This is a genomic window from Rhodococcus sp. F64268 (genome assembly GCF_023015605.1).
Classification (GTDB): Bacteria; Actinomycetota; Actinomycetes; order Mycobacteriales; family Mycobacteriaceae; genus Rhodococcus.
Map to the genome: position 1 here is coordinate 603,999 of NZ_JALKAI010000002.1, position 16,207 is coordinate 620,205.

General features: G+C 64.4%; 17 protein-coding genes. 11 read left to right on the plus strand and 6 right to left on the minus strand.

The features are described 5' to 3' along the window. Window positions 1-27 precede the first annotated feature (27 nt). Window positions 28-1,506 (minus strand): ATP-binding protein, encoded by a 1,479-nt coding sequence (locus tag MWU77_RS07095; RefSeq protein WP_206039678.1) that lies wholly within the window; start codon window positions 1,504-1,506, stop codon window positions 28-30. 161 nt (window positions 1,507-1,667) lie between these two features. Between MWU77_RS07095 and MWU77_RS07100 the strand changes: the two genes are divergently transcribed. The 7 genes from MWU77_RS07100 to MWU77_RS07130 are packed head-to-tail and all read left to right on the plus strand — an operon-like array spanning window position 1,668 to window position 7,280. Next, a complete protein-coding gene (locus MWU77_RS07100; protein WP_169687182.1) occupies window positions 1,668-2,840 on the plus strand; it encodes an acyl-CoA dehydrogenase family protein in 1,173 nt (390 codons plus the stop codon). A 33-nt stretch (window positions 2,841-2,873) separates the two neighbouring features. Beyond that, a complete protein-coding gene (locus MWU77_RS07105) occupies window positions 2,874-3,233 on the plus strand; it encodes a hypothetical protein (protein WP_169687183.1) in 360 nt (119 codons plus the stop codon). A 4-nt stretch (window positions 3,234-3,237) separates the two neighbouring features. Next, window positions 3,238-3,735, plus strand: coding sequence for a nuclear transport factor 2 family protein (locus MWU77_RS07110; protein ID WP_247273301.1), 498 nt, complete (start codon window positions 3,238-3,240; stop codon window positions 3,733-3,735). 41 nt (window positions 3,736-3,776) lie between these two features. After that, window positions 3,777-5,057, plus strand: a complete 1,281-nt coding sequence (locus MWU77_RS07115; RefSeq protein WP_247273302.1) for a Rieske 2Fe-2S domain-containing protein — start codon at window positions 3,777-3,779, stop codon at window positions 5,055-5,057. Further along, window positions 5,050-5,544, plus strand: a complete 495-nt coding sequence (locus MWU77_RS07120; RefSeq protein ID WP_247273303.1) for an aromatic-ring-hydroxylating dioxygenase subunit beta — start codon at window positions 5,050-5,052, stop codon at window positions 5,542-5,544. The genes MWU77_RS07115 and MWU77_RS07120 overlap by 8 nt, the downstream gene beginning before the upstream one ends. A 9-nt stretch (window positions 5,545-5,553) precedes the next feature. Next, window positions 5,554-6,303, plus strand: coding sequence for an SDR family NAD(P)-dependent oxidoreductase (locus MWU77_RS07125; protein ID WP_247273304.1), 750 nt, complete (start codon window positions 5,554-5,556; stop codon window positions 6,301-6,303). A 26-nt stretch (window positions 6,304-6,329) separates the two neighbouring features. Continuing rightward, the gene (locus MWU77_RS07130; protein ID WP_169687188.1) at window positions 6,330-7,280 is read left to right on the plus strand and encodes a PDR/VanB family oxidoreductase; all 951 of its coding nucleotides are present in this window, start codon (window positions 6,330-6,332) and stop codon (window positions 7,278-7,280) included. 8 nt (window positions 7,281-7,288) lie between these two features. Here the strand turns inward: MWU77_RS07130 and MWU77_RS07135 are convergent, their stop codons facing one another. From MWU77_RS07135 to MWU77_RS07145, 3 genes are all read right to left on the minus strand, one after another. Further along, a complete protein-coding gene (locus MWU77_RS07135; protein ID WP_247273305.1) occupies window positions 7,289-7,942 on the minus strand; it encodes a response regulator transcription factor in 654 nt (217 codons plus the stop codon). Further along, window positions 7,942-8,262 (minus strand): hypothetical protein, encoded by a 321-nt coding sequence (locus tag MWU77_RS07140; RefSeq protein WP_247273306.1) that lies wholly within the window; start codon window positions 8,260-8,262, stop codon window positions 7,942-7,944. The genes MWU77_RS07135 and MWU77_RS07140 overlap by 1 nt, the downstream gene beginning before the upstream one ends. A gap of 92 nt (window positions 8,263-8,354) precedes the next feature. Next, entirely contained in the window at window positions 8,355-9,647 is a 1,293-nt protein-coding gene (locus MWU77_RS07145) for an amidase (protein WP_247273307.1), read from the minus strand. 189 nt (window positions 9,648-9,836) lie between these two features. On the opposite strand from MWU77_RS07145, the gene MWU77_RS07150 reads away from it, so the two are divergent. Both MWU77_RS07150 and MWU77_RS07155 read left to right on the plus strand, forming a co-directional pair. After that, a complete protein-coding gene (locus MWU77_RS07150) occupies window positions 9,837-11,258 on the plus strand; it encodes an MFS transporter (protein ID WP_247273308.1) in 1,422 nt (473 codons plus the stop codon). 25 nt (window positions 11,259-11,283) lie between these two features. Beyond that, complete coding sequence (locus tag MWU77_RS07155) at window positions 11,284-12,483, plus strand: flavin reductase family protein (RefSeq protein ID WP_247273309.1); 1,200 nt, start codon at window positions 11,284-11,286, stop codon at window positions 12,481-12,483. A gap of 11 nt (window positions 12,484-12,494) precedes the next feature. On the opposite strand, the gene MWU77_RS07160 is transcribed toward MWU77_RS07155, so the two are convergent. Further along, window positions 12,495-12,938 (minus strand): hypothetical protein, encoded by a 444-nt coding sequence (locus MWU77_RS07160; protein WP_169687193.1) that lies wholly within the window; start codon window positions 12,936-12,938, stop codon window positions 12,495-12,497. Between the two features lie 45 nt (window positions 12,939-12,983). Beyond that, complete coding sequence (locus MWU77_RS07165) at window positions 12,984-13,523, minus strand: TetR/AcrR family transcriptional regulator (RefSeq protein ID WP_169687194.1); 540 nt, start codon at window positions 13,521-13,523, stop codon at window positions 12,984-12,986. A gap of 43 nt (window positions 13,524-13,566) precedes the next feature. On the opposite strand from MWU77_RS07165, the gene MWU77_RS07170 reads away from it, so the two are divergent. Both MWU77_RS07170 and nhaA read left to right on the plus strand, forming a co-directional pair. Beyond that, window positions 13,567-14,358, plus strand: a complete 792-nt coding sequence (locus tag MWU77_RS07170; protein WP_247273310.1) for a 1-acyl-sn-glycerol-3-phosphate acyltransferase — start codon at window positions 13,567-13,569, stop codon at window positions 14,356-14,358. After that, window positions 14,313-16,166, plus strand: coding sequence for a Na+/H+ antiporter NhaA (nhaA, locus tag MWU77_RS07175; protein ID WP_247273311.1), 1,854 nt, complete (start codon window positions 14,313-14,315; stop codon window positions 16,164-16,166). The genes MWU77_RS07170 and nhaA overlap by 46 nt, the downstream gene beginning before the upstream one ends. The last annotated feature ends 41 nt before the right edge of the window (window positions 16,167-16,207 follow it).

The following is a 16,207-nucleotide window of genomic DNA, read 5'->3' on the forward strand; positions in this document are numbered from 1 at the left end:
GCCGTGCGGGCCGCAGCCGAACATGAGTCACCGACTCGTTCTCGTGATCGGCAGACGCAACCGCACCTCGGTGCCGCGCGGTTCGTTCGCGAGGAACCGGATGTCGCCGCCATGCCGTTCGACAATGTGTTCCGACAGGATCAACCCGAGCCCCGACCCATCCTGTTTCGCCGAGAACACTCCTGACGCCAGGCGGTTCTCGGGTGCGGTCTCCATCCCCCGACCTCGGTCCGCGACCGAGACACAGGCCCACTCCCCGTCGTGCGAAGTGCTCACCGTCAGTACTTTGACCTCAGTGCTCGGCAGCACGATCTCGTCGATCGCGTTGAAGCACAGGTTGATGATCACCTGTCCGATCAGCACACTCTCGCCCTGGACCGGCAGGGATTCCGGCGCGGAATGCACATCGACGCGGATACCGCGCTCGGCCGCACGCAGCCGCACGAAATACAGGCTCTCGTCGACCACCTCGTTGAGATCCAGTGCAGACATTGTCGATTCGATACGTCGCACATACCGTTTGACGGACGCCACGATCTCCGCGGCGCGGCTCAATTGTCTCTCCGCCATATCCAATCCGTACGAGAGCTGCTCGCGGTCGAGGGTTCCTCCCGCGACACGCGCCTTCAGTCCGCTCAAGTAGTTCGACGACGCCGCGAGGGGCTGCCCGAGCTCGTGGGCCAGAATCATCGCCATGTCGCCCATCGCGTTGTAGCGGCTCAAATACTGGAGATTGGCCACCTGGTACTCGTGCCGCAGTTCCAGTTCGACGCGTTCGGTGACGTCCCGGAAGGCCAGCACTCGCGAGACGATGCCGTCGTGCACGACGTCCTCCAGCTCACCGGCCAGCCACGTGATACTCCCGTCCGCCTTCGTGATCTTCTGCGTGATCTTGACGGATCCGTGTCCGAACGCGAGTTTGGCCACCACCTGTTCGGAGTCCAGCGCTGGGTCGCACCGGCCCAGGTCTTCGAGATGAACCCCCGTCAACCGATCCGGTGTGGAATCGAACAGTCGCGCGGCGAGCGGAGAGATGTCCTCTATGCAATTGTCGTCGTCGAGCACCAGAATTCCGGCCGACGTGTGTGTCATGATCCGCTGCAAGGACTGCGACACCCAGCTGAGTTCCTGCTGGATCTCGACCTCCTCGGAGATGTTGCGGAACTCGACCAACACCACCGGACCATCTTGGAACTGCATGTGCGACGCGGTGGCATCGGTGAGGAAATCGACGCCGGCCTTGGTCCGATACTTCCACTGCCGACGGCTCGATCCGTGAACAACGGCGGACTGCAACCACGCAACACCGAGCGCTCGACGGTACTGCCGTTCCTGGCTGCTCATGTGGTGCGCCTTGAGCGGACGCAGCTCTTCGAGCGTGAATCCGAACATCCGGCACGCTGCAGGATTCGCCCACAGAATGTTCTTCGACGCGGCCTCATGAATCAGAATGCCCGTCCGAGTGTGTTCCGCCATCGCCTGGAAGTCGCGTCGGGTCGGGAACATCGATCAGCACCTCCGAGAACAGGACGGTCCATCATGGAACGCAGTCCGTCACCACCGCCATCGGTAATTACTTTATGACCTCGGGAGAAAACCCCGATACCGCCGTAGCCGCCTCGTCCATAGCGTGTTCATCAGCGCGAACACGAGCGAACGGAGACGACATGACGATCCCCAGCACCACCGAACGGATCGCGGCCGAGCCTGTGGGCGCGGCACGGGACCGTGCATTCGACGATGCGCTCGAAGTCCTGCGCGACCGACGCGACGAGTTCAACAAGCAACACTTCGTCCCGCCCGATTACATTGCCCTGCTCAAGCGTGCCGGGATGTATCGGGCGTCGACACCGGCGCAGTTCGGTGGTGAGCCGATGAATCCGTCGTCGTTCATGAAGCTCGTCGAGCGGATTTCCGCGGTGGACCCTGCCACGGGCTGGGTCGCCAGCTTCGGGTCGTCTCTGGTCTATTTCTCTGCTCTGCCGGTCGCGACGCAGGCGAAGATCTACGCCGATGGGCCGGATCTCGCCTACGCCGGTGGCCTTTTCCCGATGCAGGAAGCCGAGAAGGTGGAGGGCGGTTACCTGTGCAGTGGGCTATGGCAGTTCGCCAGCGGATGCCGCGGTGCTGACATTCTCGGTATCGGCCTCGCCGGCGGGCCGGATTCCAACGGGATGCCTCTCACCGCACTCGTGGATCCGGCCGACGTGGAGATCGTGGAGAACTGGGATGTTGCCGGAATGAAGGCCACCGGCTCCCACGCCGTCCGCGCAGACAGGCTCTTCGTGCCCGAAGAGATGACCTTCGTGCGTGGCGGAGTCCCGCAGGTAGACGAGCCGATCACCCGCTACCCGATGCTCCCGTACGCGGCACAGGTCCTTGCGGTGGTGACACTCGGGGCGGCGCGCGGTGCCCTCGACTACGTGCGTGAGGTGGGTTCGGCCCGTTCCAGCATCACCGGCGGCACAGCCAAGGGGAACCGGCCCGCATACAAGACGGGCCTCGCGCAGGCCGAGGCCGATCTACGCTCGGCGCGGGCGTTCTTCTACGAGGTCACCGACGAGGTCTGGGAGCTCGCCGTATCGGGCGCCGCCATCACCGACGAACACAAGGCATTGCTCCGATTGGGTGCAACCCAGGCTGCGCATGTAGGCCGCAATGTGGTGCTCACCGCATTCGATCTCGCGGGCACCGGGGCGATCTACGAGAGCCATCCGCTCCAGCGATACCTGCAGGACGCACTCGTTCCTGCCCAGCACGCGATGCTCCAGACCAACACCTTCGAGGCCGCCGGTTCGATTCTGCTCGGGCTCGACGCCGGTATCCCCAGTTTCCCCTGACCGGGCTCGCACCCCAACCGAAAGGACGCCGTCATGGCCGAACCGTTGCGCACACTGTTCTGCATCGGCAACAACCAGAATTTCTTCGATCTGCCCAAGGCCGAGATCGGCCCGGTCTGGGTCGGAATTTCCACCATGCTCTCGAACCTGAAGAACATGGACGGCATCGACATCATCGGCACGTTCGATGACGACGCCCACATGGTCGGGCCGTCCGATGGGTGGCCGTGGACCTGCTACGTCCTCGCCGATGCTCGTGATCAGGAGACTGTGAAGAACGCCTGCAACCTGCTGCGCACCACCATGATCGGCGAATACGCACTGTGGAAGTACTTCAAGATCGAAGCGCGGATGGGTCGTGAGCTGACCATTCGGGACGACGTGGGGTTGTGATCCGATGACCGCCCTCGAACGCCGTCTGGCCGTCCTCGAAGCGAAGGACGCCGTCCGCGACTGCCTGACCCGCTACATGGACCTGTGCGACGTGCCCGGGCCATTGGAGAGCACCGACGAGATCGGACTGCTGTTCACCGCGGAGGCGACCTGGGAGGGGGTAGGCCCCGAGTACGCCGGCAAGTTCGGAATCGCCCGAGGCCGCGCCGAGGTGGTTGCGCTCGTCTCGCGGTATCTTCCACCGGCAAAGCACTTCGTCCGCAATGCACATCTGCTCGGCAGCGAGCAGATCCAGGTGGACGGTGACGGTGTTCGGGGCCGCTGGATCATGCAGCAACTCTCTCTCTACGCCGATGGCACCGCCGAGTTGTTGTGCGCCCGACTCGAAATCGACTTCGAGATCGAACAACTCCCCCATCCCACCGCTCGGATGAGCCGGTTCCGTACGCAGCGGATGTTCGCGACACCGCTGCCCACCGAAGCAATGGCCCACCTGCACTGATGCGGACGCCCGCACAACACGAACTCTGAAAGAAGAGCACCATGACAACGGTCGAGCATTCGATCCAGGAGAATTACGGCGACCTCGTCGGCACCGATCGTGTCGCCGGCCGGCTCTACACCGATCCGGAAATCTTCCGCGTGGAGATGGAGAAGATCTTCTACCGCACGTGGGTGTGGGTCGCGCACGAGAGCGAGATCCCCGAGGCCGGATCGTTCAAAACCACGCAGGTGGGCGATCAGCCGGTGATCGTCACCCGCGATCGCAAAGGCAATTTCAACACGCTACTCAACCGGTGCCGGCATCGCGGCGCGACCGTGTGCGACCAGCGCAGCGGCAAGGCGAACGGCTTCACCTGCCCCTACCACAACTGGTCGTACGCACTCGACGGTCGCCTGCGCGGCATCCCGTACCCGGACGGGTACGAGGGTGTCATCGACAAGAAGGACTACCCGCTCCAGACCCTCCGCACCGAAAGCTACATGGGAATGATCTGGGCGACGTTCAACCAGGACGCCGAGCCGCTCGAGGATTTCCTGGGCGACGCCAAGATCTGGATGGAGCGGTTCTTCAAACAGAGCAACGGTTTACCGACGAAGGTCATCGGCGTACACAAGTTCCGCTTCAAGGGGAACTGGAAGATCCAGCTCGAGAACACCACCGACGGTTACCACTTCCCGATGGTCCACAAGTCGTGGATGGCCTCGGTCGATGCGGAAACCGCGAACATGATGTCGTTCATGGACGATCCGAGCGCTGAAACACACTCGCTCGGCAACGGGCACAGTGTCGCCATCATGGCAGCCGCCCACATGGACCTCGACGTCGACGACGGCACCGAAGAAATCCAGCCTCGATTCCAGCATCTCGTCGACGAACTCGCCGAAGCCGGCGAAAGTCCCGAGCGGATCCGCCGCTACATGCGCTCGATGCACGGATGCGGATTCAACCTCAACACGTTCCCGAACGTGGCGATGTCGTCGTCGTTCTTCCGCGTGCTCATCCCCATTTCCGTCGACGAAACCGAGATCTGGCACATGGCCATCGGCATGGACGGCGGACCCGAGAGCGTCAACCGGGAGCGGCTGCGCATCCACGAACATTTCCAGGGACCGTTCGGTTTCGGTAGCCCCGACGATGCCGAAGGCTGGACCCGGGTGCAGATCGGCGCCGGCGGCAATCCCAACATGCCGATCCTTGTCAACCGCGGCGAGGGACGCGAACATCTCACCGAAGAAGGCTGGCCCACTTCACATGTCACCGACGAAACGGGAATGCGTGAGGCCTACGCAATGTGGAAGAAGTTGATGAGCGATGACTGACCTCACCCTGACGGACCCCCGCGTCCTGCGCGCGATCGAGCTCATCTGGAAGGAAGCCGAAGCGCTCGACGACAAGGACTACAAGTCGTGGGAGCAGATGTACTCCGACGATGCCCATTACGTCGTCCCGATCGACCCGGATACCGACGATTTCGGGTCGTCGCTCAACCTGGTGTACGACGACAAGCGGATGCGGCGGCTTCGCGTCGAGCGCATGCTGCAGGGCTATTCGCCGTCTGCAGTGGCGGCGGCACGCACCGTCCGGGTCATCTCCCGCTTCACCGTGCGCGAGCTCACCGACACGTCCGTCACCATTCGCTCGGCCCAGATTCTCAACGCGTTCAAGCGGAACGAGTTCCTGACCCTCGGCGCGAACCTGACGCACACCGTCGTCTTCGGCGACGAGGGTGACGACAAGATCTCCCTCAAGGTGATCCGTCTCGTCGACAGTGAGGACGCGGTCAGCGCCTCCGGTTACCTGTTGTAAGGAGCTGGTATGACCACCACCAATGGCATCGCGGTCGTCACCGGCGCCGCCGGCGGAATGGGCGCCGTCATCGCCCGGAAACTCCACACCGGCGGCCGACGCGTCCTTCTTGCCGACCTCGACGGCGGCGCGGTCGACGCACTCGCATCGGAATTGTCCGCTGACGGATCCACCGCGCGCGGAGTCAAGCTCGACGTCGGTCACAAGACCGGCTTCGAAGAGGGACTCGCGGTGTGCGAAGAGCTCTGGAGCACGCCGACGATCCTCGTCAACAATGCCGCGGTCACCCAGGCCGCCGACCTGATGACGCTCGCCGAGGACGATTTCACGAGCGTCCTGAACACAAACGTCAACAGCATCTTCTTCGGATGCCAGGTGTTCGGGGCTGCCATGGCCGACAAGGGTTTCGGACGGATCGTCAACATGGCGTCTCTCGCGGGTCAGAACGGCGGCACGGCAACCGGCGGCCACTACGCCGCGTCCAAGGGCGCCATCCTCACCACCACCAAGGTGTTCGCACGCGAGCTGGCGAGCCGGGGCGTGACGGTGAACGCCGTCTCCCCCGGCCCGCACGACCTACCCGTGGTGCGCAGGACGGTGCCCGCAGACAAGCTCGAAGGCATCATCGCGGGGATCCCTGTGGGGCGCCTCGGAAGCCCGTCGTTCATCGCCGACACGGTCGCGTTGCTGACCTCCGACGACGCCTACTTCGTCACCGGCGCTTGCTGGGACGTCAACGGCGGACTGTACGTCCGCTGACTGTTGCTACACAAGGAGAAACGGACATGGCACTCATCGACGTCATCGTCTCCGATATCACCCAGGAAACGCCGACCATCAAGTCGATCAGGTTGGAGAAGCCCGACGGGTCGCCGCTGGGTACATATCTTCCGGGCGCGCACATCGACGTGGAAGGGCCGACGGCCATCACCCGCCAGTACTCGCTCTGCAGCACCCCCGACTCCGCGGACTCGTTCGCCTTTGCCGTCAAACGTGAGGCGAACTCCCGCGGCGGGTCTGCCGCCCTGCACGAACTCGCGGTCGGCGACAGACTCCGCATCAGCGAGCCCCGGAATCTCCTCGGCATCGCAACCGACGCACGACACCATGTACTCGTCGCCGCGGGCATCGGCATAACCCCGATGCTGAGCATGGCCCGCTACATGGATGTCCACGACATCAGCTTCGAGTTGCACTACTTCGCCCGCACCGAAGCCGAAGCGGCGTTCCTGCCGTTGCTGAACGACCGCTGCCCCGACAAGCTCCACGCACACATCGGAGTGTCCCGCGACAGTCAGGAGCAGGTACTCGACGCGGCCTTCACGACATTGCCGGCAGGTACGCACGTCTACACATGCGGACCGGACGGATTCATGGACAAGGTCGTCGCGGTCGCGGGCCGGCATGTTCCGCCCGATGCCGTCCACCTGGAAAATTTCCATGCCGCCGAACAACCCGACACGTCCGAGAACGCGGCCTTCGAAGTGGAACTGGAAGGCGAGACCTACGAGATCCCCGCCGACAAGAGCATCGTCGAGGTGCTCCAGGAGAACGGCTGCGACGTCGACACCTCCTGCCAGGAAGGGATCTGCGGCACCTGCATCATGCAGGTACTGGAAGGGTCGCCCGAGCACCGCGACAACGTGCTCACCAAGGCCGAGAAGGAATCCGGTGAGGTCATCGCGGTATGCGTGTCGCGCACAAAGAGCCCACGGCTCGTGCTGGACTACTACTGATCGGACCGTTACCGATCGGCGTCCGGGACTTCCACTCCATACCGGAGAAGGTCCCGGACGAAGGTTCCGATGCTGTCGGAATCGGTCTTGCTCTTGATTCGGGCGCGATGGACATCGACCGTCTTCACGCTCATCCCCAGCCTGCGGGCAATGTTCTGACTGGGTAGTCCTTCGACGACCAGGGCGAGGATCTGCCGCTCCCTCGGAGTCAGGCACTCGAGCTTCTCCTGCACGACCGTACGCGAAACATGCTCGGCGAACCGGCTTCTGGCTCTCTCCGCACCGGACTGCACGGCGTCGAGCAGTCGCTGCGGGTCGTAGGGCTTCTCGAGGAAATCCATCGCCCCCTTCTGCAGCGCCCCGACGGACATCCTGATGTCGCCGTGTGCAGAGACGAAGATGATCACGACATGCGGGGCGAATTCGTTGATTCTCTCCTGCAGGCGCGTCCCGCTCATACCGGGCATCCGCACATCGAGCACGATGCAGGCCGGTAACGAACCGTCGTACACGTCGAGGAAGGCATCGGCACTGTGGCAGATCACCGGCTTGATACCGATGCTCTCGAGAATCCAGTCGACGGAATCGCACAGCGCAGGGTCGTCGTCGACGACGTACACAGTTGTCTCCGGCGCATCTTCGGTGGCGCGCGCGGTGGTCATCAGGCGTCGCCTCCCACCCCGTCGTTGCTGTCCGCCCCGGTGCTGTCGCCCCACCCGGCCTCAGCAGTCCAGTACCGCGCTCCCACCGCACTGAGTTTGGGCTCCCACGGCGTGGTGCGCCTCAGCAGCGGTTCCTCCCCGCGCACCGACTCGTCGGCGGCTTCCGGACCGTCCGCCTCCACCGTCCAGTGCACCCAGTTGACCTCGCGGCCGTACTCGTCGTGCACGAACAGGTCGACGTGATGCCACCCGTAGTTGAAGGTGTCCTCGTAGCAGGTGAGGAACATCCGATGATGGTTGACCGGTCGAGGTGTCAGCATCCCGGTATCTCCTGAAGTCGTTGTGTCGCCCGAATTCACTGCGCCTCCCGAAATCACTGCGCTTTCCCGAATTTTCAGTGGTGCAGTCATCGTCATCCGGCCACCGGCGGCAGATCACGGAGTGCCGCTTCGAGTTTCTCCCCCACGTCGAGCAGATACCCCTCGTCGCCTGCCGATCCGATCACCTGCAGCCCCAGCGGGAGCCCCTGCACCGTGCGGGCACCCGGCACAACCACCACCGGCACGCCGAGCAGCTGCCACGGGCGGCTCAGAATCGGTGAGCCGGTCGCGGACAACCCCTTCGGTGCCGGACCGGTCGCGGCGGGGCCGACGATCACAGCCGGACCGTCGAGGATCTCGCGCAGAAGTTCGCGCGATCGATCGCGACGGATCAGGGCGGAAGAATATGCAGAACCGGAAATTTCGCGGCCCTGCTGCAGCAGGTCTCGAATCTGAGGGCTCAGCTCGTCACGGTGCTCGTCGAACTCACCGGCACGCTCCCGCGCGGCCTCATAGCCCATGACCGTGAGGTGATCATCCGCGAGCGTCTTGACGTGATCGTCCCAGTCGAGTGGCTCCGACCGGAACCCCAGATCGACCAGGAGGGCGGGGATTCGGCCCAGCAGTGCAATCATCGCGGGGTCCAGATAGTCGAGGTAGCTACCACCCCAGACGAACACGCTCGTAGCGCTGCCGAATGGATCGCTCGATTGCGCACCGAAAAACGCCTCGTGCACGTATCGGAGGTCGGCGACAGTGCGGGTCAGAAACCCCAGGGAATCGAGTGATTCGCTCAGGCCGATGATTCCCGACATATCGGTGCTGCCGTGCGGAAGGACCATTCCCGCTGCACCGCAGTACGACGCGGGGCGAGTCAAGGATCCAGCAGTCTGCGTGCCGAGAGCCAGCGGCACAGTGCCTGCACCCACCGCTGCCGCGGAACCGCTCGACGACCCACCCGGCGTGTGATCGAGTGCGTGCGGGTTACGGGTGGGGCCGGGACGGAAATAGCCGAACTCCGTCGTCACGGTCTTGCCCTGGACGACAGCGCCGAGCGCCCGAAGCCGGGCAACGCAGGGCGCATCGGAAGTGGCCGCCGAGGAAGGAGTGACGGACGAGCCGGCACGCGTGGGCATACCCGCGACATCGATGAGGTCTTTCACGCCGACGGAGACACCGCGCAGGGGGAGGTCGCGTGGGTCGTTGTCGATATCCGCGGCCTCGGCGGCTGCCGTCGACGAGAGCTGCACCCACGCCTCGAACTCCGACTCCCTGGCCTCGATCGCCGCTCTGAACTGCGAGACGAGTTCCGTCGCGGTCGTCTCGCCCGCTCCGATCGACCGCACTTGATCCGAAACCGACAAACCAACCGCGGGCGCGTTCACATCTTCCTCCTACGTTCGCTGACCTCACCATTCTGCCCAGTGAGCGCAGTCGCCGACAGTAAAGGTTTCCCTCCTACCCGAGCGAGGGAACGGCAAATATGTTTTCCACACCGTCGGTCCGATGGTGCCCGTCCAACACTTCCCGCACGCACCACGCCCCTTCCCAGCCCACAAGAAAGGCGGCTGCACATGGCTTCGTCCGTGGCGCCGGACACGATCATCGACTCTCCCCGACCGGAGACCTCGAAGAAGATCGATTTCGGCAGAATGAACCGCAAGGCCTGGCTCGTCACAGCACTGCTCGTCCTGTTCCAGATCGTCGCGTTCGCCGACAAGGCAGTGCTGGGACTGGTTGCGTCCGAGGCGATTCCCGATCTGGGGATCTCCGCGGTCGAATTCGGCTTCATCGGCAGCGCCTTCTTCTTCCTGTACGCCGTGGTATCTGTCGTGACCGGATTTCTCGCAGCGAGGTTCTCGGTGCGGTGGATCATCCTCACGATGGGCGTCGTGTGGGCGGTCATGCAGTTCCCCATGCTGCTCGGTGGCGGTGCCGCGATCCTGCTCGTGACCCGCATCGTGCTCGGTGGCGCCGAAGGACCGGCCACGGCGATGTCGCTGACCTCGGTCCATTCGTGGTTCGAGCCGCGTCGCCGTGCCCTGCCGTCGAATCTCGTGGCTGCCGGCTCCACCCTCGGCCCTGTTCTCGCCGCGCCCGCACTGGCGTGGGTCATCGGCGAGTGGGGCTGGCGCTGGGCCTTCGGCGCCCTCGGTATCGTGGGATTCGTCTGGGTGGTCGCATGGGTGTTGCTCGCCGGCGACGGCCCCCACTCGGGTCATGGAAAGCTCGGCGAGGGCGAGGACGGTGTGTCCGCCGAGGCTACCGCCGAGATGGACACCGAAGACGTCGACAAGCAGAAGCCCATCGCTCTCTGGCGCGCATTCGCCAGCCTGACCTTCCTCGCCGCGGTCATCGGCGGCGGTTCCAACTTCTGGGTCCAGGGTTTCGTGACGACGTGGCTTCCGCAGTATCTCGGCACCGTCGTCGGGCTTTCCCTCCCTCAGGTCGGAACGGTCACGACCATTCCGTGGATCCTCGGCGCGATCGTCCTGCTGTTCCTCGGCTACCTGGGCCACCGGCTGATGCAGAAGGGCTTCGATTCGCACCGCTCCATCGCTGTCCCCTTCGGGATCGCGGCACTCGTCGCCGGTATCTGCTTCATCCTCGTCCAGACAGCATCAGGCGTCTTCGCTGTGGCGTTGCTCTGCATCGCAGCCGGTTGCAGCCTCGCCTACCCCATGACCGCATCAGCATTGGCGTTCTCCGTGGGCAAGAAACAGCGGCCCATCATGATGGCCACGCTCGGTGGTGTCGCCTCCGTTGGAGCGATCATCTCGCCCACGCTCGTCGGATGGCTGATGACCCGAGCCGGGTATGTCTCGCCGCCATCCGGATCGGAACTCACCCCCGAGATGGCGAACAACATGGCCGCCGGTGTGCACCAGGCATTCACGATCACCGGTGTCGTCCTCCTCGTCGGCGGCGTGCTGTGCATCCTGTTCCTCCGCCCCGAGGCCCTCGGACGCAAGCTCCAGGCCGGCTACAGCAAGTAATCTCCCCCGAGCAAGGAGGGCACTCATGTCCACCGATACCACCATCGACATCGACAGTGACATCGATAAGGGTCTGTTCCGCGAGGTCATGGGCCACTATCCCACCGGCGTCGCGGTAGTCACGGGTCGCGCGGACGACGGCGAGCTGCTCGCTCTCGTCGTCGGCACATTCAGCTCGGTGTCTCTCGAGCCTCCACTCGTCTCATTCATGCCGATGAAGACATCCAAGTCGTTCGACAAGCTCCGCCGATGCAATTCGGTATGCATCAATATTCTCGGCGGCGAGCAGGAAGACCTTGTCTCCACGATCGCACGACGTTGGGAGAACAAGTTCGACGGCATCGATTGGTTCGGCTCGCCCTCCGGCGACCCCGTGCTCGAACAGTCCGTCGCGTGGATCGATGCCCGCATCACGAACACACTGGACGCCGGTGACCATTGGATCGTCCTCTGCAGCGTGAACGACATGGCCGTCACCAATCCTGTTGCGCCGCTGATCTATTTCCAAGGGGGCTACGGCAGTTTCGTCAGCACCTCCCTGATGGCCCGGATGGACCACGAGATCATGGATGAGATCCACGACGCGGAGATCGCACGCCCCGACGTCGAGGCCCTTGCCCGGGCCGTCGGATGCGAAGTCATCCTCTACACAGCAATCAGCAGGGACGAGATGGCGACGGTCCTGTCGGCAGTCGGGCCAGGGGTCGATCGGGAGAACGGGCTGGCACGACGAATACCGATCGTGCCGCCCATCGGCGACAGCGTGGTCTTCGACCGGGCCGACGACGAGCAGGAGCGATGGCTGGCCAAGGCCCACGGCGTCGACGAATCCGTGAAGGGACACTACCGGCAGCGGACAGCATTCCTCCGCACCCACGGATACGTGCTCTCACTGCTTCCGCAGGAGGGGATCGCTGCCTACGATTCGATGTGCGAGGCCACGCGCCGATACGAGTGCGGGCGCCTGACGCCCGTGCAGGAGCGTGACATTCGGGCATCGATCGTCGAATCGACGGTCGACTACCGTCCGCGGGAACTCGATCCCGAGTGTCGCTACAACGTGGGGTCTGTCGTGCTGCCCGTCCGCAACCGGGACGGGAGCCACACACGAACCTTACGTCTGGCCCAGCTTCCGACGGATGCATCCGGAGCGGCGGTCGCGGAATGGATTTCCCGAGCCAAGGCAGTTGTCGCGGTGCTGGAAGGGCGATCCGGTGGGCAGTAGGTGTCGCTGCGCTACGCCTTCAGCACCAGGAGGAAACCACCACCGCCGGCATCGATCTGGGTGTCGAACCGCATGTCGGGTTCCAGCCGCGACAGTCTGTCGAGCAACCACGCGGAAGCGTCTTCGGCATCGGATTTCGCGGGGCACCGGGCGACGGCAACGCGCCCGCCCTTCCGTCTCAGCTGTTCGACCACGCCGATGATTGGTGCGGGGTCGACGACGAACAGCTGATCGGGCCACGGTACGACCGGCTTCACGGCACCTTTCTTGGTGTTGCAGGCGCGGTGCGCGAGCCGCTCGACCCCGCCCTTCCCCTTGGCGCCCTTCTTGGCTGTATTGATGCTGTCGATGCTGGGGCCGCGCGGGTCGTTGACCGACATATCGGAGTCCACTGGTTCGTCGCACAACCAGCATCTCCACGACTCGCGGTCGCCGACTTCCTGAAGGGTGCTCATGGGCACGAACGCTACCTGGGCACTCGGTGTGGTCAGCCGTTCGGCTCAGCGAAGACTGTCGCGTACGACGCGGTCGATCAGTTCCGCCTCGTTCACGTTCGATGCTGCAAGTCCCAGCGAGCCTGTCGACGAGAGTACGGCTATCCCGTGGACCCCGACCCACAGCGCAGCCGCGCTCTGTGCCGCGTCTTCCACGTCTGCCGATTGCTCGACCATCGTGACCAGCCATGTGAACAGCGGTTGCGACACGGTCCGCAGCTCGGCGCCGGAGCCTTCGAGCAGGTCGTGCCGGAAGATCAGTGTGAACATCGCCGGCCGACGGCGGGCGAAGTCGACATAGGCAACGGCCAGTGCGGCGAGGTTGCCGTCTGTTCCCGCCGCCGCGGCGAGCACCGCCGAGAGGTCTTTCAAGCCGACCTCGGCGATCGCCGCGAGCAGACTCCTGTGGGTGGGGAACCATCGTCGCGGCGCACCGTGCGAGACACCTGCTCGCCGCGCAATCTCTCGCAGACCGATCTCTGCCGACCTTGTCTCCTCCAGCAACTCGATGCCCGCCCTCACCAGGGCCGATCTCGTATCTTCCATCTTCACGTAGACAGTGTCTCCCATCTTCGTGTAGACACTGTCTATGCGTTTCTGGAGTGCGTGCTTCTACCGGCTGTGCCGGCACGTATTGATCGGCCCGGTCCTGCATCTACCCAGGCGTCCGAAGATCGTTGGTCGCGAGAACCTCCCCCGCCACGGGCCGGTCATCGTGGCAGCCAACCATCTCGCAGTGCTCGACTCGTTCTACCTGACGCTGGCCGCCCGGCGGCAGATCACCTTCCTGGCGAAGCGCGAGTACTTCGACAGACGCGGCGTCGTCGGACGCCTCCAGCGGTGGTTCTTCTCGGCCATGGGTCAGATTCCGGTGGATCGACGAGGAGGATCGACGGCAGCCTCTGCACTCGAGGCCGCGATCCGGATCGTCGAGCAAGGCGGAGCGTGGGGTATCCATCCGGAAGGCACGCGGTCGCCCGACGGACGCCTTTATCGAGGGCGGACCGGCGCTGCCCGAGTCGCCCTGCAGACCGGAACTCCGCTTGTGCCAGTGGCCATTACGGGGACCCGGCCGGATCGCTCCATTCCGTGGTGGCGCCGCAGAGTCTCGGTTGAGATCCTCGAACCACTGGACTTGACTCCCTACCGTGGCACCGGAGCGGCAGGTGCACGAGCCGCCACGGACGTGTTGATGCTCGAACTCGCCGCTCGAACAGGGCAGGAGTACGTCGACGCGTACGCGCGAGAATGGAAGGAGGTCGAGACGTGGCCCGGGCGTCCTCCAGCGGCGATAGGCTTGCCGACGATCGAGAGCCGGCTTCGGAGCGAGGGCACATGGCAGTCGACGAACACCCCGGAGGACTTCGCCGGATATCGCTGATCCTCGCCGGGATTCGCGACGGCACCGACGACGACAAACTGGCGGCCGGATTCCTGCTCGTCGCCACCGTGGTGGCGTTGATCTGGGCCAACGTGGGCGACTCGTACGAGGCGTTCTGGCACACTCCGTTGAGTATTCGGATCGGCGACTACGGCATCGGTCTCGACTTGAAGCATTGGGTCAACGACGCAGTGATGACCTTGTTCTTCTTCGTCGTCGGTCTCGAGGTGAAGCGCGAACTCACGATCGGAGAACTCACCGACCGCGCGCGGGCCGCGGTGCCGCTCGTTGCCGCGATCGCCGGTCTGGCGTTACCCGCTGCGCTCTTCCTCCTGCTCAACCCGAGCGGGGAGGCCGCCGGTGCGTGGGGCGTGGTGGTCTCCACCGATACGGCATTCGTGTTGGGCGCACTCGCGCTGGTCGGACCTCGGTGCCCCGCCCGACTGCGCGTGTTCATCCTGACCCTCGCAGTAGCCGACGATATCGGCGCACTCGCAATCATCGCCCTCTTCTACACCGACGAACTGCGGCTGGGTTATCTGCTGCTGGGCGGGGTGGGCTTGCTTCTCATCCTGCAGTTCCGCCGGCTCGAGGTGTGGCGTGGCATCGCCTACTTCATCGTTGCGGCGGGGACCTGGGTGGCGTTCTACGAGTCGGGCGTGCATCCCACCCTCGCCGGGGTGCTGATCGCGCTGATCCTTCCCGTCTACCCGCCGAGACGCAGCGAAGTGGAACGTGCGGGCGAACTCACGCGGGCTTTCCGTCAATCGCCCAACTCCGACTATGCGCGCGCCGCACAGCTCAGCGTGCTCCGAGCAGTCTCCGTCAACGAGCGGCTGTTGCGGTTCTATCAGCCGTACACCGCGTTTCTCGTGGTACCGATCTTCGCACTCGCCAACGCCGGAGTCGCGGTGACCGGGCAGACCGTGAGCGACGCGATTCGGTCGCCGATCACCTGGGGCGTGATTCTCGGTTTGGTGGTGGGCAAACTGGTCGGCATCACCGCCGCCACCGCCGCGTTCTCCCGGCTGCGCCCCGGCAGCCTCCAACCGGGCCTCACTCTGTCACAGGTCAGTGGGGGCGCGGCGCTCGCCGGAATCGGTTTCACCATATCGCTGTTCATCGTGGATCTGGCCCTCGAATCTCCGGACGCTGCCAACGATGCCCGCATCGGCGTGCTCGTCGCAGCCGTTCTCGCGACCGGCTTGGGCTGGGTGTTGTTCAGGCTCGCAGATCGCCGCCACCCGCCGGAAGGCGTCACCGGACACGTGTTGCTGCGGCCGGTCGACCCGGACAGAGATCACCTGCGCGGACCGGTGGACTCACCGCTCACTCTCGTCGAGTATGGCGACTTCGAGTGTCCGTTCTGCAGCAAAGCCACCGGAAGCATCCGAGAGGTGCACGCGCACTTCGGCGAGGAACTCCGTTATGTTTTCCGGCACCTGCCGCTCGACGAGGCACATCCGCACGCGCGTTTCGCAGCCGAGGCCGCCGAGGCCGCGGCGGCGCAAGGCCGGTTCTGGGATATGCATGATCATCTCTTCGTCAACAGCGATGCCCTCACCGAAGACGAAATCTACGTACACGCCGAGCAGTTGGGGCTCGACATGGAGCGGTTCGCCGAAGATATGCGGCTGGGACGATACCGGCATCGGGTGGAGGACGACGACCTCGACGCCGCGTCGAGCGATGTGCACGGGACCCCGACGTTCTACGTAGGCGCCACCGGCTCGGATCTCACCCTGCACACCGGCCCGTTCGACGCGGCGACCTTGATCCGGAAACTCGAGGAGATCCGTGGTCTGTAGATCGGCACATCCTCCGCGTGGGGCGCTGAACGGCAGCGCGA